This is a genomic window from Rubrobacter taiwanensis (assembly GCF_004337705.1).
Classification (GTDB): domain Bacteria; phylum Actinomycetota; class Rubrobacteria; order Rubrobacterales; family Rubrobacteraceae; genus Rubrobacter_C; species Rubrobacter_C taiwanensis.
Genome location: NZ_SKBU01000038.1, coordinates 34,648 through 54,752, shown reverse-complemented (window position 1 = coordinate 54,752; position 20,105 = coordinate 34,648). Strand labels below are relative to the sequence as shown.

The 20,105-nt window shown below is 68.0% G+C and carries 17 protein-coding genes; 11 read left to right on the top strand and 6 right to left on the bottom strand.

The features are described from left to right. Positions 1-112 precede the first annotated feature (112 nt). Complete coding sequence (locus E0L93_RS14705; RefSeq protein WP_132692832.1) at positions 113-1,270, bottom strand: FAD-binding oxidoreductase; 1,158 nt, start codon at positions 1,268-1,270, stop codon at positions 113-115. 99 nt (positions 1,271-1,369) lie between these two features. Further along, positions 1,370-1,972, bottom strand: a complete 603-nt coding sequence (locus E0L93_RS14700) for a DoxX family protein (protein WP_132692831.1) — start codon at positions 1,970-1,972, stop codon at positions 1,370-1,372. A gap of 144 nt (positions 1,973-2,116) precedes the next feature. Here E0L93_RS14700 and E0L93_RS14695 point away from each other — a divergent pair, with 144 nt between their 5' ends. The 8 genes from E0L93_RS14695 (at position 2,117) to E0L93_RS14665 (ending at position 8,907) form a co-directional block, all read left to right on the top strand. Continuing rightward, entirely contained in the window at positions 2,117-2,821 is a 705-nt protein-coding gene (locus E0L93_RS14695; protein ID WP_132692830.1) for a helix-turn-helix transcriptional regulator, read from the top strand. A gap of 118 nt (positions 2,822-2,939) precedes the next feature. Next, complete coding sequence (locus tag E0L93_RS15955; protein WP_165874406.1) at positions 2,940-3,863, top strand: universal stress protein; 924 nt, start codon at positions 2,940-2,942, stop codon at positions 3,861-3,863. Between the two features lie 23 nt (positions 3,864-3,886). Beyond that, complete coding sequence (locus tag E0L93_RS14685) at positions 3,887-4,264, top strand: hypothetical protein (protein ID WP_132692829.1); 378 nt, start codon at positions 3,887-3,889, stop codon at positions 4,262-4,264. Positions 4,265-4,302: 38 nt separating this feature from the next. Continuing rightward, positions 4,303-5,196, top strand: coding sequence for a hypothetical protein (locus tag E0L93_RS15950; protein ID WP_165874405.1), 894 nt, complete (start codon positions 4,303-4,305; stop codon positions 5,194-5,196). A gap of 29 nt (positions 5,197-5,225) precedes the next feature. Beyond that, positions 5,226-5,708 carry a pyridoxamine 5'-phosphate oxidase family protein gene (locus E0L93_RS15945; RefSeq protein ID WP_243638261.1) on the top strand — a complete coding sequence of 161 codons (483 nt, stop codon included), beginning with the start codon at positions 5,226-5,228 and terminating at the stop codon, positions 5,706-5,708. Between the two features lie 59 nt (positions 5,709-5,767). Beyond that, entirely contained in the window at positions 5,768-7,135 is a 1,368-nt protein-coding gene (locus E0L93_RS14675) for an MmgE/PrpD family protein (RefSeq protein ID WP_132692827.1), read from the top strand. A gap of 19 nt (positions 7,136-7,154) precedes the next feature. Further along, on the top strand, positions 7,155-7,994 hold the full coding sequence (locus E0L93_RS14670) for a phosphosulfolactate synthase (RefSeq protein ID WP_132692826.1): 840 nt from the start codon (positions 7,155-7,157) through the stop codon (positions 7,992-7,994). 16 nt (positions 7,995-8,010) lie between these two features. Then, positions 8,011-8,907: a Rieske (2Fe-2S) protein gene (locus tag E0L93_RS14665; RefSeq protein WP_132692825.1), complete on the top strand. Its 897-nt coding sequence runs from the start codon at positions 8,011-8,013 to the stop codon at positions 8,905-8,907. A 7-nt stretch (positions 8,908-8,914) separates the two neighbouring features. Here the strand turns inward: E0L93_RS14665 and E0L93_RS14660 are convergent, their stop codons facing one another. Beyond that, positions 8,915-10,990: a PhoX family protein gene (locus E0L93_RS14660; RefSeq protein ID WP_132692824.1), complete on the bottom strand. Its 2,076-nt coding sequence runs from the start codon at positions 10,988-10,990 to the stop codon at positions 8,915-8,917. 228 nt (positions 10,991-11,218) lie between these two features. On the opposite strand from E0L93_RS14660, the gene E0L93_RS14655 reads away from it, so the two are divergent. Continuing rightward, positions 11,219-13,561: a M14 family zinc carboxypeptidase gene (locus E0L93_RS14655; protein WP_132692823.1), complete on the top strand. Its 2,343-nt coding sequence runs from the start codon at positions 11,219-11,221 to the stop codon at positions 13,559-13,561. A 65-nt stretch (positions 13,562-13,626) separates the two neighbouring features. On the opposite strand, the gene E0L93_RS14650 is transcribed toward E0L93_RS14655, so the two are convergent. After that, the gene (locus tag E0L93_RS14650; RefSeq protein ID WP_132692822.1) at positions 13,627-14,277 is read right to left on the bottom strand and encodes a redox-sensing transcriptional repressor Rex; all 651 of its coding nucleotides are present in this window, start codon (positions 14,275-14,277) and stop codon (positions 13,627-13,629) included. 360 nt (positions 14,278-14,637) lie between these two features. Here E0L93_RS14650 and E0L93_RS14645 point away from each other — a divergent pair, with 360 nt between their 5' ends. Beyond that, the gene (locus E0L93_RS14645; protein WP_132692821.1) at positions 14,638-15,525 is read left to right on the top strand and encodes a GNAT family N-acetyltransferase; all 888 of its coding nucleotides are present in this window, start codon (positions 14,638-14,640) and stop codon (positions 15,523-15,525) included. A 10-nt stretch (positions 15,526-15,535) separates the two neighbouring features. On the opposite strand, the gene E0L93_RS14640 is transcribed toward E0L93_RS14645, so the two are convergent. Further along, complete coding sequence (locus tag E0L93_RS14640; protein WP_132692820.1) at positions 15,536-17,236, bottom strand: DUF6311 domain-containing protein; 1,701 nt, start codon at positions 17,234-17,236, stop codon at positions 15,536-15,538. Between the two features lie 240 nt (positions 17,237-17,476). On the opposite strand from E0L93_RS14640, the gene E0L93_RS14635 reads away from it, so the two are divergent. Further along, on the top strand, positions 17,477-18,475 hold the full coding sequence (locus E0L93_RS14635; RefSeq protein WP_132692819.1) for a Gmad2 immunoglobulin-like domain-containing protein: 999 nt from the start codon (positions 17,477-17,479) through the stop codon (positions 18,473-18,475). Positions 18,476-18,485: 10 nt separating this feature from the next. On the opposite strand, the gene E0L93_RS14630 is transcribed toward E0L93_RS14635, so the two are convergent. Beyond that, on the bottom strand, positions 18,486-20,078 hold the full coding sequence (locus E0L93_RS14630) for a M2 family metallopeptidase (RefSeq protein ID WP_132692818.1): 1,593 nt from the start codon (positions 20,076-20,078) through the stop codon (positions 18,486-18,488). Between the last annotated feature and the right edge of the window lie 27 nt (positions 20,079-20,105).

Here is a 20,105-nt window from a genome sequence, read left to right as displayed (position 1 = left end):
GGAGGGGCGACTCCTCCTTTCCCTTTCCCCACCTATCACCCCTAAAGACCCTCCGGACTCCTCCTTCCCCACCCCTTTCCCGGAGCTCTGGGCTCCGGGCCTTTCTTTTCGTTCATCTTCTGTGGGAGAGTCCGGCGCGCTGTTTGAGGATCGTGTGGTAGAGATCTCCGCCGACGGTGCGTGCTATGCCGAGAAGGGCGATCTCGGCGTCGGCGGGGAGGGTCTGGAGGCGGTCTTCTGAGATTGCGAACGCCAGCAGGAGGGCGGAGCCGTCCCGGGAGACGGAGCCTGTGACGGCTGGCTCGCCGGGGATGCTGCGGAGGTGATTCAGGACGGCTCCTATACGGGAGGCGGGGATGAGGATCCGGCCCGGGGACGGCGTCGGCCGGGCCGGCACGACGGGGAAGAACCTGCTGCCCCAGATCCTGTAGGCTTCGGCGGGGGCGAGGGGCCGGCCGCGGTTTTGTCCCAGCGCTTTCAGGAGTTCGTTCTCGGCCGGAGCGGCCCCGCTCGCCGGGTAGGCTCCGAAGATCAGGTACCGCTCCTGCGAGTGCATGGCGCGCGCCATCGGGGGGTTCATGAAGCCCAGATGCCAGAGGGGGGGATGGCGCTCCAGCAGCGAGCCGATGGCGTTCTGGAGGGCTTCCGCTGCGGTGAAGGTCGCGGCGAAGGGCCGGTCTCCCCGCGTCTGGCGCAGTTTCAGGGTGGCGTGCACGATCAGGCCGCTCTTCCCCATCGCGCCCACGGCGAGGTCGAGGTCTTCGCCGGTGAGGGTGCGTGGTTCTCCGGCGGGTGTGATCACCCTCGCGCAGAGAACGTTTTCTTTAAGCCAGCCGTGGGCGAAGGAGCCGAGTCCCAGACCGTCGCGGGCGATCCAGCCCCCGACCGTGCTCCGGGGTGCGCTGGAGGGGTAGACGGTGAGCGCCCGGTGCGAGGCGCGGAGTTCGTCTTCGAGGTCCACCCAGAGCACGCCCGGCTCCACCTCCACCGCGACGCGTTCGTCATCCGGGAAGCGGATGGTCCGCATCATGCCGGTGCTCACCAGCACGATGTCTCCCGCGGGCTCCGGGAGGTCGGGGTCCACGCCGGCTCCGGCCGGGCTCAGCTTTACGGAGTATTGGCGGGCCGTGCGTGCCAGGTACTCGGCCTCCCCGGCGTTCACCGGCGAGACCGTGGCCAGCGCCCCCGCGCGCCCGGCGGCCGGTTTGCAGCGGCTCCCGAAGCGCTCCCCGAGCTTCCTCAGCAGTTCTTGGCGGGCAGTGACGTCCATGGCTTTACCTCTCAGTAGATTCTTCCGGCGCTCTCAGGCTACCGCCGCGATCCCGGAGCCGGGGGCCCTGGGGCCCCCGGCTCACTTCGCCTCCCGGTCTCAGGCCTGCGAGTCGGCCTCCTCGCCGCGGCCTCCGGTGGTGCGCTCCCTCCGGAGCAGGGGGCCCGGAGCGCCGGGGACTCCTATGAGCGGCAGAGCCCAGCGGTCGAGGCCCCAGTGTCCGGCCACCCGCCAGCTCATCATGAGCAGGATGGCCAGGATGAACATCAGGGGGTTTGCCCCGGCCGTGCCGGCGAACATGAAGCTGGCGTTCATGAAGCCTCCGAAGAAGGCCGCTATGCCGGTGAACAGGCCCGCGATCAGGGCCGCTCCCACCAGGATCTCCCCGAAGACCACCAGATAGGAGAAGAGGGTGGCGTTGGGGATGACGATGCTCTCCAGGAACCAGGCGTACCAGCCGGTGACCTGCGGGTGTTCTCCCCCGGTTAGCTGCAGCGCTCCCTGCGAGAAGCCCCTCACCGCGGCTCCGGCCTCGGCGCCGGTCCATGCCGGATCGAAGAGCTTCCCCCAGCCGGACATGAGCCACAGGATACCCAGGTAGAGCCTGACCAGCAGCCACACCGGGGCCATCCGGGCGTCGGCGAACAGGAAGCGCGTGATGTTCGGCTCGGGGATCTGGGATCTTCTCGCCTCCGCGTTCATCTCTTTCCTCCTTCGTTCTTCTTGCTGTCTCGGTTCAGAGGCTAGCAGGGGGGAGGTGAGGGGACATGATCAGGGTGCCCCATTTACATGGCCAGAATTGATCAGTACCGCCGGGAAGATGGGGTAATATGAGGGTAACGGAGTTTGGAAGCGAAGATCACCGGGGTACGGCTGATGGGGTCTGAAAGCGGGGTGCATGAGCTGCCCGAGGCGGTACGCAGGATAGTCGAGGCCCGCACGGGGGATGCGGTCTTCGTGGTGGGGCCGGACTACAGGGTCGTGCACTGGGACGGGGCGGCGGAGTCGCTCACCGGGATTCTGGCCGGGGAGGTTCTGGGCAAGCAGTGCTACGAGGTGATTCTGGGTGAACGCGAGGGGGGCGGGCCGTTCTGCACCTACGGGTGCTCGGTCATGCATCTGGCCCGGGCCGGACGGCCCGTCTCGAGCTACGACATGCGCATCACCACCCGCTCGGGAGAGAAGCGCTGGGTGAACGTGAGCATCCTGAGCCTGGAGGGCGGTGACGGTCCGTACCTCGTACACCTGCTGCGCGACGCGCAGGAGGCCCACGAGGCGCTGGAGATGGCCCGCGGGCTCATCCAGATCTCCTCCAAGCGGGACAGGCCCGCCGCTTCGGGCCGTAGGGACGTCCCGGCTCTGACGCCCCGGCAGCTGGAGGTGCTGGAGCTGCTCTCCAGGGGCAAGACGGTCCGGGAGGTCAGCCAGGAGCTCTACCTCTCTGAGGCCACGGTCAGAAACCACGTGAGCGCCGTGCTGCAGGCGCTCGGGGCGCACTCCCAGCTCGAGGCCGTCTCCCGGGCGCGGGAGCTCGGGATACTGCCCCGCTGATCAATTCTGATCATGCGAATGATGTGCCCTCATCATGGCAGTAGCCTCCCGCTCGTCTAAAGTTCGCCTTAAGAGAGCTTAAGGTATCCCCGAGCAGAGGGAGGAGGCGTAGAAGGAGATGGATGGTCCGGCGAGGAAGGTGCTGCTGGCGGCCGACGGCTCCGGAGAGGCCCGCCGCGCCGCCGGGATGGCCCGGGAGCTGTCGGAGGCGCTGGGGGCGGAGCTGCACCTAATCTACGTGAGAACCGTTCCGGAGGCTTACGTCAACCAGTGGTCCCTGGCCGAGCCCGGGATGCTGGAGGAGATCTTCGAGCGCGCGCGGGCCGAGGCGCAGGAGCGGGCGCAGGAGGAGGCGGCGAAGCTTGGTGAGGCGGGCGTGAAGGTGGCGGGTGTTCATGCGGCGGTGGGGCGCGCCGACGCGGAGATCGTGCGCCTTGCGGAAGAGCTGGGGGTGGAGATCGTGGCTGTGGGTAGCCGGGGCCTCGGAACCCTGCGGCGCGCCTTAGTGGGTAGCGTCTCGATCAGTGTGCTGCGCCACGCCCACACCTCTGTGCTGGTCGTGCGGGGGGAGCCGCAGAACGAATCCTATCTGCCGGGGAAGATCCTGGTCGCTGTGGACGGCTCCCGGGAGGCCGAAGCCGCCTCCCGGATGGCAGCCGAGATCTCGGCCGCTAGCGGCTCCGGGCTGCACCTCCTGTACGCGCTCCCGCTTACGGAGCGGCAGCCGTACACGCCCCCCGTTCTGATCGAGGGGTGGGAGAGCTACGTCGAGGAGGCCAAGAGGAAGGCCCGCTCGTTCATAGAGGAGAAGGCTCAGCAGATGAGGGCGGCGGGCACGGAGGTCGCCGTGGCTAAGGTCGCCTTTGGCGAGCCGGACGAGGAGATAGTAGAGGAGGCCGAGGAGCTAGGGGCGAGCCTGATCGTGATGGGCAGCCGGGGACTGGGCGGAGTGCGCCGGGCTCTCGTGGGCAGCGTCTCGGACTCCGTGGTGCGCCACGCGCACTGCCCGGTTCTGGTGGTCCGCCGGAGCCCCGCAGCCTAGCGGAGGCCGGAGGAGAGGAGGCTATGATGAACATGCAGCCCGCCCCGGTGGCGAACCTGCTGCACAGGATAGAAGGACGCATCGAGCAGTGGCGTCGGCAGGACGCGCTCCACAAGGCGGAGGCGCAGGCCAACAGAGAGCGGCTCTGGGAAGAGGCGCTCGAACGCGAGAGGCTGCTCAGGGAGGCGTTGAGCCGCGAGGAGGGCGAGGAGAGGTCGTTCGAGGAGGTGAGCGGGGAGCAGGGGACGGTCTTCGTCGTCCACTCCAGAGAGGCCGGCAGGGTCCTGGAGAGGTTCGCTGCGGAGGGCGGCCGGCTGGTGCGGGTGATCCCCGGCGGGGTGGACGGCCGCCAGACGGGAGAGATCTGCGGCTCGTGGCTCATCTTCAGCCGGGAGAGGTAGGCCGCCGGGTCGGACGCTGAGCCGGAATGGAGAACGGCTTGAGGGGTTCGGGGCATCGGCCGCGCCCTCCGGTAACCGGGGAGCTTCTGCGGCCTCTCGGGGAAGGGGCGGCCGGAAGAGACGCCGGTCTGGTAGGAGCTCTGGACCGGCTGGCGGGCGCCGGGCTGCCGGTGCCCGAAGGAGTGGTGCTCACCCGGGCGGCGCACGCGAGGTTTCTTAAGGAGAGCGGCCTCAGGGAGCGCCTCGCCGGGGCCGCTTCAGAGGCGCTCCGGTCTCAGGCGCGCGGGCATCCCGCTGCGCCTCTGAGCGACGAGATAAGGGAGGCGCTGTGTGAGGCGCTGGCCGAGCTCGGAGCCAGGAGCGCCCTTGTGCTCTCTGAGTACGGCCGGAGCGGCGATCTGAGTACCATCCCGGACATCCTAGACGCCGTGCGCGCGGCCTGGCTTGCGCCGCGGGGGCTTGAGCGCCAGATCCGGGCTCTCGCTGCCGGCAGGGAGCCTCCCTTATGGCCGGTCCTCGTGCAGAAGGAGCTTCGGCCGGAGCTAGCCGGCTGGACGGACGCGGAGCTCCGCGCGCCGGAGATCTGCCTCGCGCGGCCCGGGAGGGAGGAGCTGGAGCGGATGATCTCCAGAGCCCGCTCCGTGCTGGGCCGACCGGTGCGGCTGGAGTGGGGGTTTGAGGGGGGGAGGTGGCACATCCTCGGTATCGGCCCTCCGGGGCGGAGCCCCGCCGGGCGCGAGCGGTTCGCCCGCTACGTGGACCGGCTGGAGCTCGGCACGTGCGCCGGTATCCTGGCGGCCAGCCCCGTAAGCCTGGCCGCTCTGGTGTGGAGCAGCGCCGAAAGCCGGGTGGAGGCGGGGGATGTGCGGAGCTTCGAGGAGGTGATCCGGACCTGGACTCTGGAGGTTCTCTCCCGGATAGAGGGCGGGTAGCCGTTGGAAGTCGAAGCGGGAGGTTGAAGGTGTTGTCGGTGGAGGGCTTGCTGAGCGTCGTGAGGGCTACCGTTGAGCAGGCGGAGTACGGCTTCTTCGTGACGCTGAACGCGTCCGGAGCGCCCGACGTGCGGCTGATGCAGCACTTTCCCCCGGAAGAAGACCTGTCAGTCTGTCTGGGCACCAGCCGGGGATCCCGCAAGGTGGGCGAGGTGCGGAACGACGGCCGCAGCGCGCTGGCCTTCCAGGATCCGGTCGAAACGGCCTACACAGCGCTCTACGGTCTGGCGCGGGTGCGGGACGACGCCAGCGCGAAGGAGCGGTACTGGCGGGAAGAATGGAGCGCCTTCTGGCCTGCAGGGCCGGGTGCGGAGGACTATGTGCTCATAGAATTCGTGCCCCACCGGATCGAGCTCATGAACCTCTCCCGCGACATCGCGCCCGATCCCTACGGCCTGCGGGCCGTGACGCTAATCCGGAAGGGGGACCGCTGGGAGCCGGCGGAGGGATGAGGGTATATATATTGAGAAGAGAAAGGCAAACCCATCCCCGGACCGAAGCGGAGGCGGATATGACCCATGTCGAAAGTCTGGCACGGTTCGTCGCCCGCGCCTCTTACGAGCGCCTCTCGGAGGGGGCGGTGGAGGAGCTCAAGGTGCGGATTTTGGACTCCCTGGGGTGCGCCATAGGCGCTCTGGGAGGGGAGCCGGTGCGGATGATCCGGGAGCAGATCGCCGAGTTCGGGGGCAACCCTTTGGCCACGCTCGTAGGCGGGGGCAAGACCGCTCCCGACCGTGCCGCCTTCTACAACGGCGCGCTGGTGCGCTACCTGGACTACAACGACTCCTTCCTGGCCGGAGGGGAGACCTGTCACCCCTCCGACAACCTCGGAGCGGTCCTGGCCGCGAGCGAGTACGCCGGTGGGAGCGGGCGGGAGCTGCTCACGGCCCTGGCCGTGGCCTACCAGGTGCAGGGGCGGCTCTCGGAGGAGGCTCCGGTGCGGGCGAAGGGCTTCGACCACACCACTCAGGGGGCTTATGCGGCCGCGGCTGGGGTCGCCCGGGCGTTGGGCCTCGACGAGGAGAAGACGGCCAACGCCATCTCCATCAGCGGCACGGCCAACAACGCCCTGCGTGTCACGCGCACCGGGGCGCTCTCGCACTGGAAGGGGCTGGCCTACCCCAACACCGCATTTGCGGCTACCCACGCGGCGTTTCTGGCGATGCGGGGCATAACCGGCCCTCCCGAGGTCTTCGAGGGGAACAAGGGTTTCATGCAGGCCATCGCCGGCCGCTTCGAGATCGACTGGGAGGGTGAGGATCTGGAGCTGGTCAGGCGCACGATTCTGAAGAAGTACAACGCCGAGATCCACTCCCAGTCCGCCCTCGAAGGCATCCTGGGGCTCAAAGAGCGGCACGGACTCTCCGGCGGGCAGATAGAGCGCATCGAGCTCGACACCTTCGATGTGGCGTACAACATCATCGGCGGGGGAGAGGAAGGGGACAAGCGCCGGGTGCGCACCAAGGAGGAGGCCGACCACAGCCTGCCCTACATGCTGGCCGTGGCGCTTTTGGACGGGGAGGTCGGCCCCGGTCAGTACCGGCCGGAGCGGATAGGGAGCGAGGACGTGCAGGACCTTCTGCGCCGGGTTGTGGTCCGGCCCGCCTACGACCTGAGCCGGCGCTTCCCGCAGGAGATGCCCTGCCGCATCCGCGTCTTCCTGCAGGACGGCCGAACCCTGGAGGCCGAGAAGCGCGACTACGAGGGCTTCTTCACCCGGCCCATGTCCTGGGAGCGGGTGGTGGAGAAGTTCGAGCGTCTGGCGGCGCCTCACGCCGACGGAAAGCTCCTTGAGGCTACGGCGGATGCCGTCGGTCGGCTGGATGAGATAGAGGTCCGGGAGCTAACCGGGCTGCTCGAAAAAGTCGGCGAGCGATAGAGAGAGAGGAGGCGATGCGATGAGCGAGACGGCCATCACCAACAGGACCGCCTTCGGCTTCCTGCGGATGAACGAGCGGGAGGGCAAGCCGAGGAGCCGCGGCATAACCGAGATCCGGGGCCCTTACTACTCGGCCATGGGCAGGCGTTACCTCAAAGACGTGCTGGAGACCATGGGCGAGTACGTGGACTCCCTGAAGTTCGCGGGCGGGTCCTTCACGCTGATGCCGGATGAGGCGCTCAAAGAGATCATCGAGACGGCCCACGAGCACGACGTGCTGGTCTCCACCGGCGGGTTCATCGAGTACGTCTTGACCCAGGGGCCGGAGGCCGTGGACAAATACATTCAGGCATGCCGGGAGGTGGGCTTCGACATGATCGAGATCTCGGGCGGATTCATCACCATCCCCACCGACGACTGGCTCCGGCTGGTAGAGCGGGTTCAGAAGGCGGGCCTTAAGGCCAAGCCGGAGGTCGGCATCCAGTTCGGCGCCGGGGGTGACACCGCCGCCGGGGAGCTTCAGGCCGAGGGCACCCGCGATCCGGAGTGGATGATCTCCCAGGCCCGGCGCTTCTTGGAGGCCGGTGCCTACATGGTCATGATCGAGTCCGAGGGCATAACCGAGAACGCCGACCCCTGGCGCACCGACGTGCCGGCGGAGGTCATCAACGCTCTGGGGCTGGAGAAGGTCATGTTCGAGGCCGCAGACCCGGAGGTCTTTGAGTGGTATGTGAAGAACTACGGGCCCGAGGTGAACCTGTTTGTGGACCACTCCCAGATCGTGCAGCTTGAGACCCTGCGGCGCGGCATCTGGGGCACCAAGAGCCTGTGGGGCCGCGTGCTCACCTATAAGGGCTAGAGGAGACGGAGGGAAGATGTCACAGACGCTTATGCAGCGCTTCGTCGACGCTCTCCCCTTCCTGGACGGGGTGGCGGAGAAGGTGCAGCCCCGGGTGCGGGAGGCGGTCGAGGCGGGCGGGAGCCGGGTCCGCAACGTCCTGGACGGGGTCTGGTTCGAGGCACCGCTGCACCCGGCCCTCACGGACGTTCCCATCGGGTCCTGGACCGCGGCGGCCGTCTTCGACGGGCTGGATGCCGCCGGCGGCTCCCGGGCCGTGAGAAACGCGGCTGACGCCTCGGTCGCGCTGGGGGTGGTCGGCGCGGCGGGTGCGGCCGTGACCGGGCTCTCCGACTGGCGCTACCTCAGCGGCGGGTCGAGGAGGATGGGGACGGCGCACGGGCTCCTGAACGCGCTCGGGCTCCTGCTCGCCGGCGCCTCGCTCCTCCTGCGGGCCGCCGGGCGCCGGCGGGCCGGACGCCTCACCTTCCTGGCCGGCTATTCGGTGACGGGTATGGCCGCCCACCTCGGTGGAGAGCTCTCCTACCACTACGGCCTGAGGGTCAGCAGGAACGTCTTCGAAGGGAGCGGCCCCGAGGAGTTCACCCCGGTTCTGGACGAGGCGGAGCTGGACGGCGGCGGCCTGCGGCGGGTCGAGGCCGCGGGGGTGGGCATCCTGCTCGGCCGTGCTTCGAGCGGACGGCTTTGCGCCATCTCCGCGACCTGCAACCACTTCGGGGGTCCCCTGGAGCAGGGGGAGCGGAGGGGCGACACCGTCGTCTGCCCTCTGCACGGCTCCCGTTTCGACCTGTGCAGCGGAGAAGTACTGGACGGTCCCGCCGTCTTCCCCCAGCCGCGCTACGAGGTTCGGGTGCGCGGCGGCAGGGTTGAGGTGAGGGCCGCCGCGGATAACATTCAGAACAGGGTGGTGTAGCCCGAGATCAGCTCCCGATACGCCCCCGATCCTGCCTGAAGACGCTCACCACCGAGGGGCGCGGCTGTTCGCCGTCAGGCCAGCGGCTGGCCGGGTCGTCCGGGGAGGCTCCGTCCACCTCGCCGGGGTGCTGCACCGCGCAGAAGATGGTTCTCTCATCCGGCGTGATCCGGGGCCCGCAGGCCTCGGCCCCGAAGGGGACTGTGAGGAACTGGCGCAGATACCCCCGCTCGGGGCCCTCGACGGGGACGGCGAAGAAGCCGTCGTTCTGCGGCAGCGCGCGGGCGCTGTCCGAGGCGATCCAGAGGTTCCCCCGCTCGTCGAAGGTTACGTTGTCCGGCGAGGAGATGGGGCTGACCTGCGACTTATCGAAGCCGGCGAAGTAGGTGGAGGAGTCGTCCGGGTCGCCGCAGAGCAGGAAGACCTTCCAGGTGAAGCGGGTTGCGGCCGGGTCGTCGCCCTCCTCGGAGATCTCCAGCACGTGCCCGTGCTTGTTGTCGGTGCGGGGGTTGGCCTCGTCGGGGCCGGGGTTGCCGGGCGCGCCGCGCCGGGTGTTGTTGGTGAGCGCGGCGTAGACCCTGCCGTTCACCGGGTTGCGCTCGATGTCTTCGGGGCGGTCCATCTTGGTCGCCCCTACCTTATCTGCGGCGACTCGCGTGTTGATGAGCACCTCGGCCGCGCTCATGCCGGGCACGAAGCTCTTCTCGCCGCTGACGAGCGGCACCCACTCGCCGGTGCCGTCGAATGCCCCGTCGGAGGGCAGCTCTCCGCTGCCGTCTATCTCCTGCTGCGGGCTGTCGCCGCTGAAGCGGGCGACGTAGAGCGTTCCGTGATCCAGGAGCGTGAGGTTGTGCTTGCGGGCGCGCGGACCGTTGCCCTTGGCCATCTTGCGGGAGCTTACGAACTTGTAAATGTAGTCGAAGCGCTCGTCGTCGCCCATGTACGCGACGGGCCGTCCGTCGCGGGAGAGCGTGGTCTCCGCGCCCTCGTGCTTGAAGCGCCCGAGCGCCGTGCGCTTGCGCGGGGTGAAGTCCGGGTCGAACGGGTCCACCTCCACTACGTATCCGAACCGGAAGCCCTCGTTGGGTTCTTCGGCGAGGTCGAAGCGCTCCTCGGTGCGCTCCCAGCCCCGGTAGCCGAAGGGCGGCAGCGTCTCTCCGAAGCCGTAGCGCTCGTAGGACTCCCGCTTGGCCCGGTCCTCCACCATCCCGGCGTTGACGAAGTACTGGTTGAAGTTCTCCTCGCCCGAGAGGTAGGTGCCCCAGGGGGTGTGTCCCCCGGCGCAGTTGTTCAGGCACCCGAGCACCGTGCGCCCCTCGGGGTCGGTGCTGGTGCGCAGCCACGGATGTCCTGCGGCCGGTCCGGTGAGCTCCATCGGCGTCTGCGCGGTGATGCGGCGGTTGTAGCGCCGGGAGCGCACCATCTCGTAGCCGCCCTGCCGCCGCCTGCGGATCTCCACGACCGAGATGCCGTGCGCCATCAGCTCTATCTGGATGCGCTCCAGATCTTCCTGGGAGGTGCCCTCGGGATCGAAATCGCGGAACATCAGCTCGCTGTTGGTGTACTCGTGGTTGACCACCAAAAGCGCGCGCTCGCTCTCGCGCCCGCGGCGGCTCAGCGGGAAGAAGGCCACGTAGTCGCAGTTGTAACCGAACTGCCTGGATTGGGCCTCTGCTGTCTGGTTCTCGAAGTCGAACTCGGGAGCTCCGGGCAGGATCGGATCCCCCCACCGCACGACCACGTTGTAGTCGTAGCCTGAGGGTACGATCATGTCGTCGAGATCGTTGGGCGGCACCGGCTCGAAGGTGAGCCCGGAGCGCCGGCCGCCGTTCCGCGCCGGTTGGGCCCCGGCCGGTGAGGGACGGGCTCCTGCATAGAGCACGATCGCCGCTGCCGCTCCCAGCTTCAGAAATCCGCGCCGGCTCAGGACCTGATCGAGTATATCGCCGAAGTACGGGTTGTCGCTGGTGTTCGGCGCTTCTCTGGCGCACGCACTGCCGCAACGGTAGGCACAGGTCATGGCCGAGCGCCCGCTGTGACCGAGGATGGGCAGGGATTCTGCGGTCTCCGGTCGCTTCTTCATGGTTCTCGCCCCCTCCTTCATCGCCACCCCATCAGCTCCGGGACGACTAAAAACTATAGTGATCGCGCGGATTCCGGTCAATCATGGCGAGCTCAATCTACAGGATGCGTCCGGAGGCCGTGTTAAAGGGCCATAAAATGCGGGATAAATCCGGGTAAACTGTTGCCCGGACTCTCTCCGGGGTGGTAAATTTCCGTATCCGTTCGTTCTGAGAGGAGGGTCGACGCGATGCGCAGGGGTGCCGCCGTTCTGCTTGTTCTCGCCGTCGCCGTGTTCGGCACGGCTCTGCCGGCCGCCGGTCAGCAGGGAGCGTGGTGGAACACCGTACCGGAGGAGAACCGGGATCTGCCGCCGGGCCTCGTCGCCTACCACGAGATCGGTCCCAAGCTGCGGGAGATCGAGCGCCGGAGCAACCGGGTGCAGGTGGAGGTGATCGGGCAGTCGGTGCAGGGGCGGGACCTCTACCTGGTCACGGTCTCCGACCCCCGGTCCTTCGGGAAGTTCGGGCGCTACAAGGCGCTCCGGAACACGATGCTCCGCGATCCCGAGCGGGCCCGGCGGATGGCGGCGGAGTTTGAGGACTTCAAGGTGCCCTTCTTCGTGAACGCCTCGATCCACGGTGACGAGTGGGAGGGGGTGGATGCTTCGCTGCGGCTCATAGAGCGTCTGGCGTTCTCGGACGATCCGGAGACGCGGAAGATCCTCGCCAACACCGTCGTGCTGTTCAACGTCTCGCAGAACCCCGACGGGCGGGTCCTGGGCACCCGGGCCAACGCCAACGGGTTCGACGTGAACCGGGACTTCATTACCCTCTCGCAGCCCGAGTCGCGCCTCACGGTGGAGCAGATCCTGGAGTGGCACCCGATGGTCTTCCTGGACCTGCACGGCTATGTGAACCCGTACCTGATCGAGCCCGCAACCCCGCCCCACAACCCGAACTACGAGTACGACCTGTACATCAAGTGGGCCCTCGACCAGGCCGAGGCGATGGAGGAGGCGCTGCAGCGGGAGATGGGGCTTGGCGCCGTGATCCCGTTCCGGGACTGGGAGGACGGCTGGGACGACTGGCCGCCGATCTTCACCCCGATGTACGCGATGTATCACGGGGCCTACGCGCACACGCTGGAATCCCCGTTCCGCGTTAACCGCTCGGACGTGAATCTCCCGCCCGGGGAGCGGCAGCGGCGGGCGGAGCTGAACGTCCGGTCCCACATGACCACGGTCTGGGCATCACTGCTCTTCGCCTCGGAGAACCGCCGGGAGATGGTCCGCGACCAGATCGAGGTCTTCCGCCGCGGGTGGCTGGGCGAGCCCCAGGTCCCGATCGGTGACACCTACGGGGAGCAGCACGAGTTCCTGGCCGAGTTCCCAGAGGCGTACGTGATCCCCGCCGGAGAGAGCCAGCGGAGCCTCTCGGCCGCCGCCGGGCTCGTAAACCACCTCCTGGACAACGGCATCGAGGTGGAGCGGGCCGCCCGGCCCTTCTCCGCCGGGGGCGAGACCTACCCCGCAGGGTCGTACGTCGTCCGCATGCAGCAGCCCAAGCGGGGACTGGCGAATACGATCCTCGAGCCGGGCTGGGATATCACGGAGGTCGTGCCGGTGATGTACGACATCTCCGCCTGGAGCCACGCGCTGCTGTGGGGCGCCACCGTGGACGTCATCCCCAAGGGCACGCCGCTCTCGGCCTCCACCCGGCCCGTCACCCGCCACGAGCGGGCTCAGGGTTCGGTGGCCGGCGGCCCGACCCCTTACTACGAGCTCCTGGTGAACAGCCCCGCCGCGGTCCGGGCCGTCAACCACCTCCTGCAGTCCGGCATCGAGCTGCAACGCTCGGATGACGGCCGGGTGTTCGTGCCCTCCGCGGCCCGCACGGAGGTGCAGCGCCTCGCCCGAGATGAGGGCCTGACCTTCGCCGCCGCAGCACCGGATGCCGCCGAACCGCTGGACGCCGTGCGGGTGGCCGGGGCCATCTCCGATGAGGAGTATTTCGTGCTCACGAACCTCGGCTTCGAGGTGGACCGGATCTCGACCTCCGTGCTGAACGGGGGCTTCCAGCTCGATGAGTACGACGTCCTGTTCGTGAGCACCGGGCTGAACTACGTCGCCCTGAACGGCGCCGCAAGAGCCGAGGTGGACGAGTTTCTCTCCTCCGGCGGCGGTCTGGTCGCCCGGGGAGCCGTGGGAGCGCGGTTCAACCGGGATGCCGGCGTGCTGGACGTGAGCTACGCGACCGGGCCCTCCCGCGCCAACGGCATCGTCCGGGTCGAGAACGCCGCAGACTCGCCGGTGACCTCCACCGCGCCGACCCACGGCTTCGTGTACGCGCCGCTGTGGTTCACCGATCCCGGCGCGGGCGTGGAGGTCTCCCAGCGGTTTGCGGGCGGCGACTTCTTCGTGGCCGGACACTGGACCGGTCAGGAGAACGCGGCGGGCAGGATCAGCGCCGTCCACGGAACCTCAGCCGCCGGAGGCCGGGCGGTGCTCTTCGGCACCGACCCGCTCTTCAGAGCGCACCCCCGCGGCCTGTTCCCCCAGGCCGCTCACGCTCTGTGGTGGGCGGCGAACTAACGGAGACGCGGCACCCGTAAGAGAGGAGAGCGAAGGGCCTCCGGCCGGAGGCCCTCCCGCCAAGGTTACTCCCGTTCGCTCTTCTCCTCTTCCTCCACCTGAGTCAGGTAGTAGAGGGTGTGCATGAGCTGGGCGGTGGGGTCTATGCGGTGGGTCTCGATGCCCGGCGGGACGTGCAGCAGCACGTCGGTATAGTTGAGGATGACCTTGATCCCCGCCTTCACCATCCGCTCGGCCACCTCCTGCGCGGCAGAGGCGGGGGTGGCGATGATGCCGATGATCTCATCAGCCTCGGCGACGCTCTTCTCCAGCTCGTCGATGTGCTTGACGACCACGTTGCCGACGGTGCGCCCGATCTTCTTCGGATCGTTGTCGAAGACGTCGTGAATGATGAAACCCCGCTTGGGCAACATCGCGCTGCTCGCGATCGCCGCCCCGAGATTCCCCGCCCCGACCAGCGCCAGATTGTAGGTCTGCCGCAACCCGAGGATGTTGCGCACAGCCTCCACCAGATCATGCGCCTGATAGCCCACGCCCCGGGTCCCGGAGAAGTCTATCGCGTTCAGATCCCGCCGCACCTGTACGGGGTTGATCCCCGTGTACTCCCCAAGCTCCTTGCTGGAGACCGCATCCCGCCCCTCTTCTATGAGCTGCTGCGTCGTCCTCAGATACTTGGTCAGGCGGTTGGTCAATCCGGGTTGTAGCGTGGCCTTCATCTTGGGAACAACTCCTTTTGTTCGGTTGCGCCGTAAACATTGTAATAGAAAGCCGGGTGCTTGCAATGGCTGTGTTCTTAGCACGAAACTAAGCTAAAAGCAAGACCTATTGCAGGCACGCCCTGGATTGTAAAGGGGTATGACGATCGTTGCAAGTCTGTTGGCGGGGCCTTCCGCGGGCGGCTCGGCTGGTGTAACATGAGAAGCGTGGGTGGAGTTCTCACAGGGTTTGGCTGCGGGCGGCTGGCTCGACCGTCCATGCCCCGCGCGGGCGTCTTTTAGGGTCGTCTGCGCTGGGGCTTCCTTCGGTTCTTTTCTCTCTTTGGTATCCGGATATACGTCAAGAGCATCGGGGGAGACTTGCTAGCTTCGAGACCGGGGATCTCGCACCTGGAGCGCGCGGCCGGCTTTCGGGTGCGACCCATGAATGATGTGGATCTGGAGAGCATTTTGGAGCTGCGCGCGGCTGTGCGGTGGAGTGCGGATCCGGGGGCCTTCGAGCTTCTGCGGGGGTTCCGGGACGCCCGCTGGGCCGTAGCCGAGGCTCCGGGGGGTGCGCTGGTGGGGATGGTCGGTGCCGTGCCGTTCGGGGGGGTTGGGGTTTTGTGTCATCTGGCGGTGCACCACTCCTGCCGGCGGCGGGGTCTGGGCCGCCGGCTCGCCGGGTGGGCCGTTGCTTACCTGCGTTCTCAGGGGGCGCGGGTTGTGAGGTTGGAGTCCACTCCGGAGGCCGAGGGGCTCTACCGTTCGCTCGGCTTCCGGGAGGTCTCCCGGCGGAGGCTCTATCGGCTGCAGCATCCCCGCGGGGGAGTGTTCGAGAGCTCCCGGTATGGGATCTCGCCGCTGCTCGTGGGCGACCTGCCGGAGCTGTATGGCCTGGATCTCTGGTCCTTCGGGGCCGACCGATCCCGGCTGCTGCAGACCATCCTGCGGCTGCATCCCGGTTGGGGGATAGCTGCGCGGGATGCGGCCGGCCGGATGGCCGGCTATCTGTTGCGCACCGGGAGGCGCATCGGGCCGTTTATGGCCGAGAACGACGAGGCGGCGCGTGCTCTGCTCTCCCGGGCGCTCGCCGGGCGGGGGGAGGGGCCGCTGGAGGTCATGGTCCCCGGGGAGAGTCCGGCGCACGGGCTGCTGGAAGAGTTTGGGTTCAGCGGCGTTCCCGACCGGCTGCGGATGGAGTTGGGTGAGGCTCCTGAGCCCCGGGGGCTTAGCGCCTACGGCATGACGCCGTACCTGGCCACGTAGAGCAGAGCGGCTATTTCAGCCGGTACAGTATCGCCTCGGAGTCGCCGATCACCCGTTCGAGGTTCGGGTTCGCGTCGGCGGCCCGGATTCGGGCTGAGCCGTCTTCGCCGTCCTCGTCGTATTCGCCGGGGTGCAGGATGATGTACCGTACGCCCAGATTTTGTGCCCGCTTTAGGCTCCGGTCGTCCGGGAAGGTATTGAGCGCCGTGCGGGTCTCGGCGTAGCCCTCCGGGAAGTAGCTGGCGTAGCCGTTGACGAGCCTCCACCAGCCGTAGGTGGAGCGGTACATGCGCGGGGTCTCGCGGAAGGGGTCGTTATCGCTGGCGAACGGCACCTCGGCCACCACGGTGTCCGGGTCGTTCTCCGCCAGCCACGCGTAGGCCGGCTCCGGCGTGGCCGGGCCGCGGTCTATGTAGCGGTCCCACGGCAGGGTGGGCATGAACTCCAGGGCGGCGAAGACCGAGACGGCCGCCAGCGCCAGCGCCGCCTTCCGGCCCCGGAGCTTCTCCAGCAGCGCCCGGAGGCCGAAGCCCGCCAGGACGGCTATGCACAGCATGACTATCGCCCACATCCGGGCGGGGACCCGCAGGTTTCCGAAGCCCGGCAGGTACTCGTAGAGCAGTGCGTAGGGGGTGGGGATCTCAGCGAGGCCGAACGGGGAGATACGGGGTCCGAGCGAGAGGAGGGCGAGGGTGAGCCCGATCCCGGCGTAGAGCGCGGCGTGGCGGGGGATGCGGTGCCGGAGACCGTAGAGGGCGAGCAGGGCGGCTGCCAGCCCCGGGTAGAGTGTGAGCTCGTAGAGCGGGCGGCCGCCGCCGTGCGGGAGGCCGAGGGCCTCCGGGGTCCAGCCCAGGAGCAGGCTCTCCGGCGGGGAGACCAGGAGCGCTCGCGGGATGAAGGAGCCCCCGATTACCTGCTCTATGTCGCGGCTGTGCTCCTGGCCGCCGCTCAGGGCGATGTACGGGTAGAGCAGGAAGGTCAGGACCGCTCCGAACACCGCGGCGGCCGGGAACGCCCGGAGTGCGTCTCTCGCTTCGGGCAGGCTGCGGCGCAGGGCGAACCAGATCGCCAGGAACGCCGCCACCATGAGGGTGGCGAAGACGCCGTAGTAGAGACCGGAGACCGCGTTCAGGGTGAAGAAGAGTCCGGCGAGCCAGAGGTCGCGCTTTCTGCGGCCGCGTTCCAGGTAGCGGTGCATGAAGAGCAGGATCAGGGGCAGCCAGTAGGTGGTCATGGAGTTGAGCTGGGTTATGTGACCCATGCGATAGGGAGAGAACGCGTAGACGGCCCCGGCGAACAGAGCCGCGGGTACGGCGTAGGGGCGCTCCGCAAGCAGGTGTCGGACGAGCAGGAACGTGGTGTACCCCGAGAGCACGAACGTCAGAAAGAGGACGACGTTCATCCCGAGCAGGGCGTTGCCGGTCAGGTGGTAGAAGGGGGCGGCGGCGAGCGCACTCGGGAGCAGGATGTCCGTGTAGGCGAGCGAATTCTCGGTCGGGAAGAAGATGTTGGCGTCGTAGAGGGAGAGCGGGTCGGTGGCCAGAGCGTGCGCGATCCAGGCCATGCTCCAGACCATCACGGCCGGATCTCCCGCGGCGTTCACCCGGTCCAGGTTCAGCGCCAGCGGGAAGGTGAACACGAACGCCAGAACGGTGTAGAGCCCCAGCGCCAGCAGGTGCGGGGCGGCCGTGCTCCGCTGTTTCTCTCCCATACCCTCCGTTTTCTACCCGCCCGACGCGCGAAAACGAAGACGGACCGGCCGTGCGTGGAGGGGGGATGCAGAATATGACCGGTCCGCCGGTATGCGCCTTTACCAAATTACTACCCGTTGTGCGGTTCGCTAAACCTGCTCCTCCTCAATTAACAGGATCGAAACACGCCCTTGAACGCCGTTTAACATTCCTCCTGTAGAATACCGCCCGAAGACGGCATCTCTGTCTGGAGGAAGAGGGTGTTCAGGAAGATCATCGGGGTTCTGCTGCTGGCTCTGATCTTGACGGCCTTCGGCTGCGGGACGGCTCCGCAGGAGGACGGCGAGGCGGGCACCGCCCGGAGCGGCGACGAAGCGGCGGAAGAGACGGTCGACGGGACCACGACCCGGACCGAACAGGACCGCGAGGCGACGACCGGGGTCTTGCCGGAGGATGAGACGACGGCAGGTCAGGCCGGCTCCGACGAGGAAGAGCAGTACGCCGGCGGGCAGACTGCGGACGAGGCTCCCGCGGCGGCCGGCGGGCCGGATTTTACCGCCGCGGTACAGATGCGGGGCGGCTCCAGCACCGAGGCGAACGGCATACTGGCCGTGCGGTTCGGCAGCCACGAGGGCTTCGAGCGCGCGGTAATAGATCTCGGTTCCGGGAACAGCCCGGCCGGCCGGGTCCCGGAGTGGACGATCAGCAGCCCGGAGGGCGAGGGGTACGTGCGGGTGAGCCTCCCGTCGGTGAACTCCACGCTGGTCTCCGACGGGCTCTTCCCGGGGGACGTGCTGCGGGACTTCTACGTGGTGCGCTCCCCGGACGGCGGGATGTTCGTGGATCTCATCGCCCGGCAGGGCTTCCTCTACCGGGTGATCGAGCTCTCCGACCCCGCCCGGCTGGTCGTGGACTTCAAGCCTTCCGGGATACCGCTCGCCGTACCGCTCCCGGTCCGGGAGGGGAACACGGTGCTGGTGAGCCCTGCGAGCGGGGCCCGGGTCAGCAGTCCGCTCACCGTGAGCGGCTACTCCCGCAACTTCGAGGCGACGAACGTCGTAATCCTCCGGGACGCCGGCGGGGAGGTCATCGCGGAGAAGACCGTCCAGGGCAACGACTGGAGCGCCACCTGGGGCTACTTCGACACGACCCTGGACTTCCCGCCGTTCCGGGGTGAGGGTACGCTGCAGGTCGGGGCGCTGAGTGCCCGGGACGGCTCGTTTGAGGGCGTGAGCATCCCGATCTCTTCCGGCCGGTAGGCCCGCTTTATTAGCCGAGCGACCGCACGAAGTGCGCGGGGTCGAGCTCCTCTCCGGTGGCGCGGACGACCGTAGCGTCCCAGCTCTCCCGCGCTCCGGGGGCGAAGAAGGCCTCCTTCAGGTGGTCGCCGGCGTCTTCGCTCAGGAAGAAGGGGCCTCCGGCCACTTCCCGCTCCAGGTATGCCCGGAGCTGCGCGGCGGTCAGGTCTCCGAGCACGTAGTTGTGGTAGTAGACCGGTGCGGTGGCTATGTGGATCTTGGCCGCCCAGTCCGGCTCGTCGCGCTCCGGCGGGCGCTCTACGAGCTGCAGCCGCTCTACCAGATCCCACCAGACCCGGTTCAGGTCGTCCCGGTCCGGGTTCTCGTACAGGACTTGCTCGAAGTGGAACATCACGAGCGCCCAGCGGGTGAAGACGAGCCGGTCGGCCCGGCGGCGGAGATCCAGCTTCGGGGCGTCGGCGGCGAGCTCTTCCCGCGGGACGCCGGCGATCTCGCGCAGCCATCCCTCGTCGTCGGCCAGAGCGCCCATCATGAGCGCGATGGCCTCGGTGGAGCTGGTGTGGGCCACGGTGCGCAGCAGGTAGGGCAGGGAGGGGTCTATGTACTTGTCGTAGACGGCGTGCCCGAACTCGTGCAGCATGGTGTTCATCCAGTAAGAGTCGGGGCGGACGTTGGCCAGCACCCGCACGTCGTAGGGGTGCTCCCGCCCGATAACGGTACAGAAGGCGTGCTGGTCCTTGTTCGGCCGCTCGTAGAGGTCGCTCTTCTGCATGACGTCCCGGACCTCCAGCCCCATCGAGCCGTAGGTGCGGGCCGTAAGATCCTCCAGGCTCTTGCCCCGGAAGTAGCGGTCTACGTCCAGGTCCGGCTGCTCGGGCGGCTCCTGGAAGAAGGGATCGGAGAGAAGCCACGGGTGGACGGCCTCTACGCCGAACCGCTCTTCCAGCTCCGCGTCCAGCCCCTCTTTGAACTTTCGGAAGGGCTCTTCGGTGGACCGCTCCAGCTCGGCCATGATGCTCCGGAGCCTGCCGCCGTCTATCTCCTGCAGGTCGAGTGAGCGCTCGTAGTGGTTCTCATAGCCCTGCTCGCGGGCGAGCTCGTTGCGCAGGCGGGCGAGCTGGCGCACCACCGGCTCCACCTCCCGGCCGACCGTCTTGGAGGCCTCCCACGCCTCGCGGCGCAGCTCCGGGTCGCCGGAGAGGCGCAGGATCTCCCGGATCTCGTTCTCCCCGACCTCCCGGCCGCGCAGGACGCTCCGGTGGTTGCTGTAGATGGCGTTGGCTTTGGCTTCCAGCTCCTCGACGTGTTCCAGGACCTCCCGGGCGCCCTGATTGCCGGCGAACATCCGGTAGAGGATCTCCACCTGCCGCCGGAGCGCGGGGTCCCGGATGTCCTCCCGCTCACCGTACCAGCCGCGCACCCGCTCGAACTCGCCGGTGTCGGCGAAGAGCTCCGTATAGGCGAGGCCGGCGCGCACGAGCTCGTTTTGAGCCTCCTCGGTGCCCGTGGTGGCGAGCCTCCACCGGGCTTCCCTGTAGGCGCGCTCGGCCGGAGAGAGACGCTTCGTAAAGCGCCGGATGAAGTCTTCTATCCCGGAGTGCATGATCTTAGAAACCCCCTCCCTCTCGAA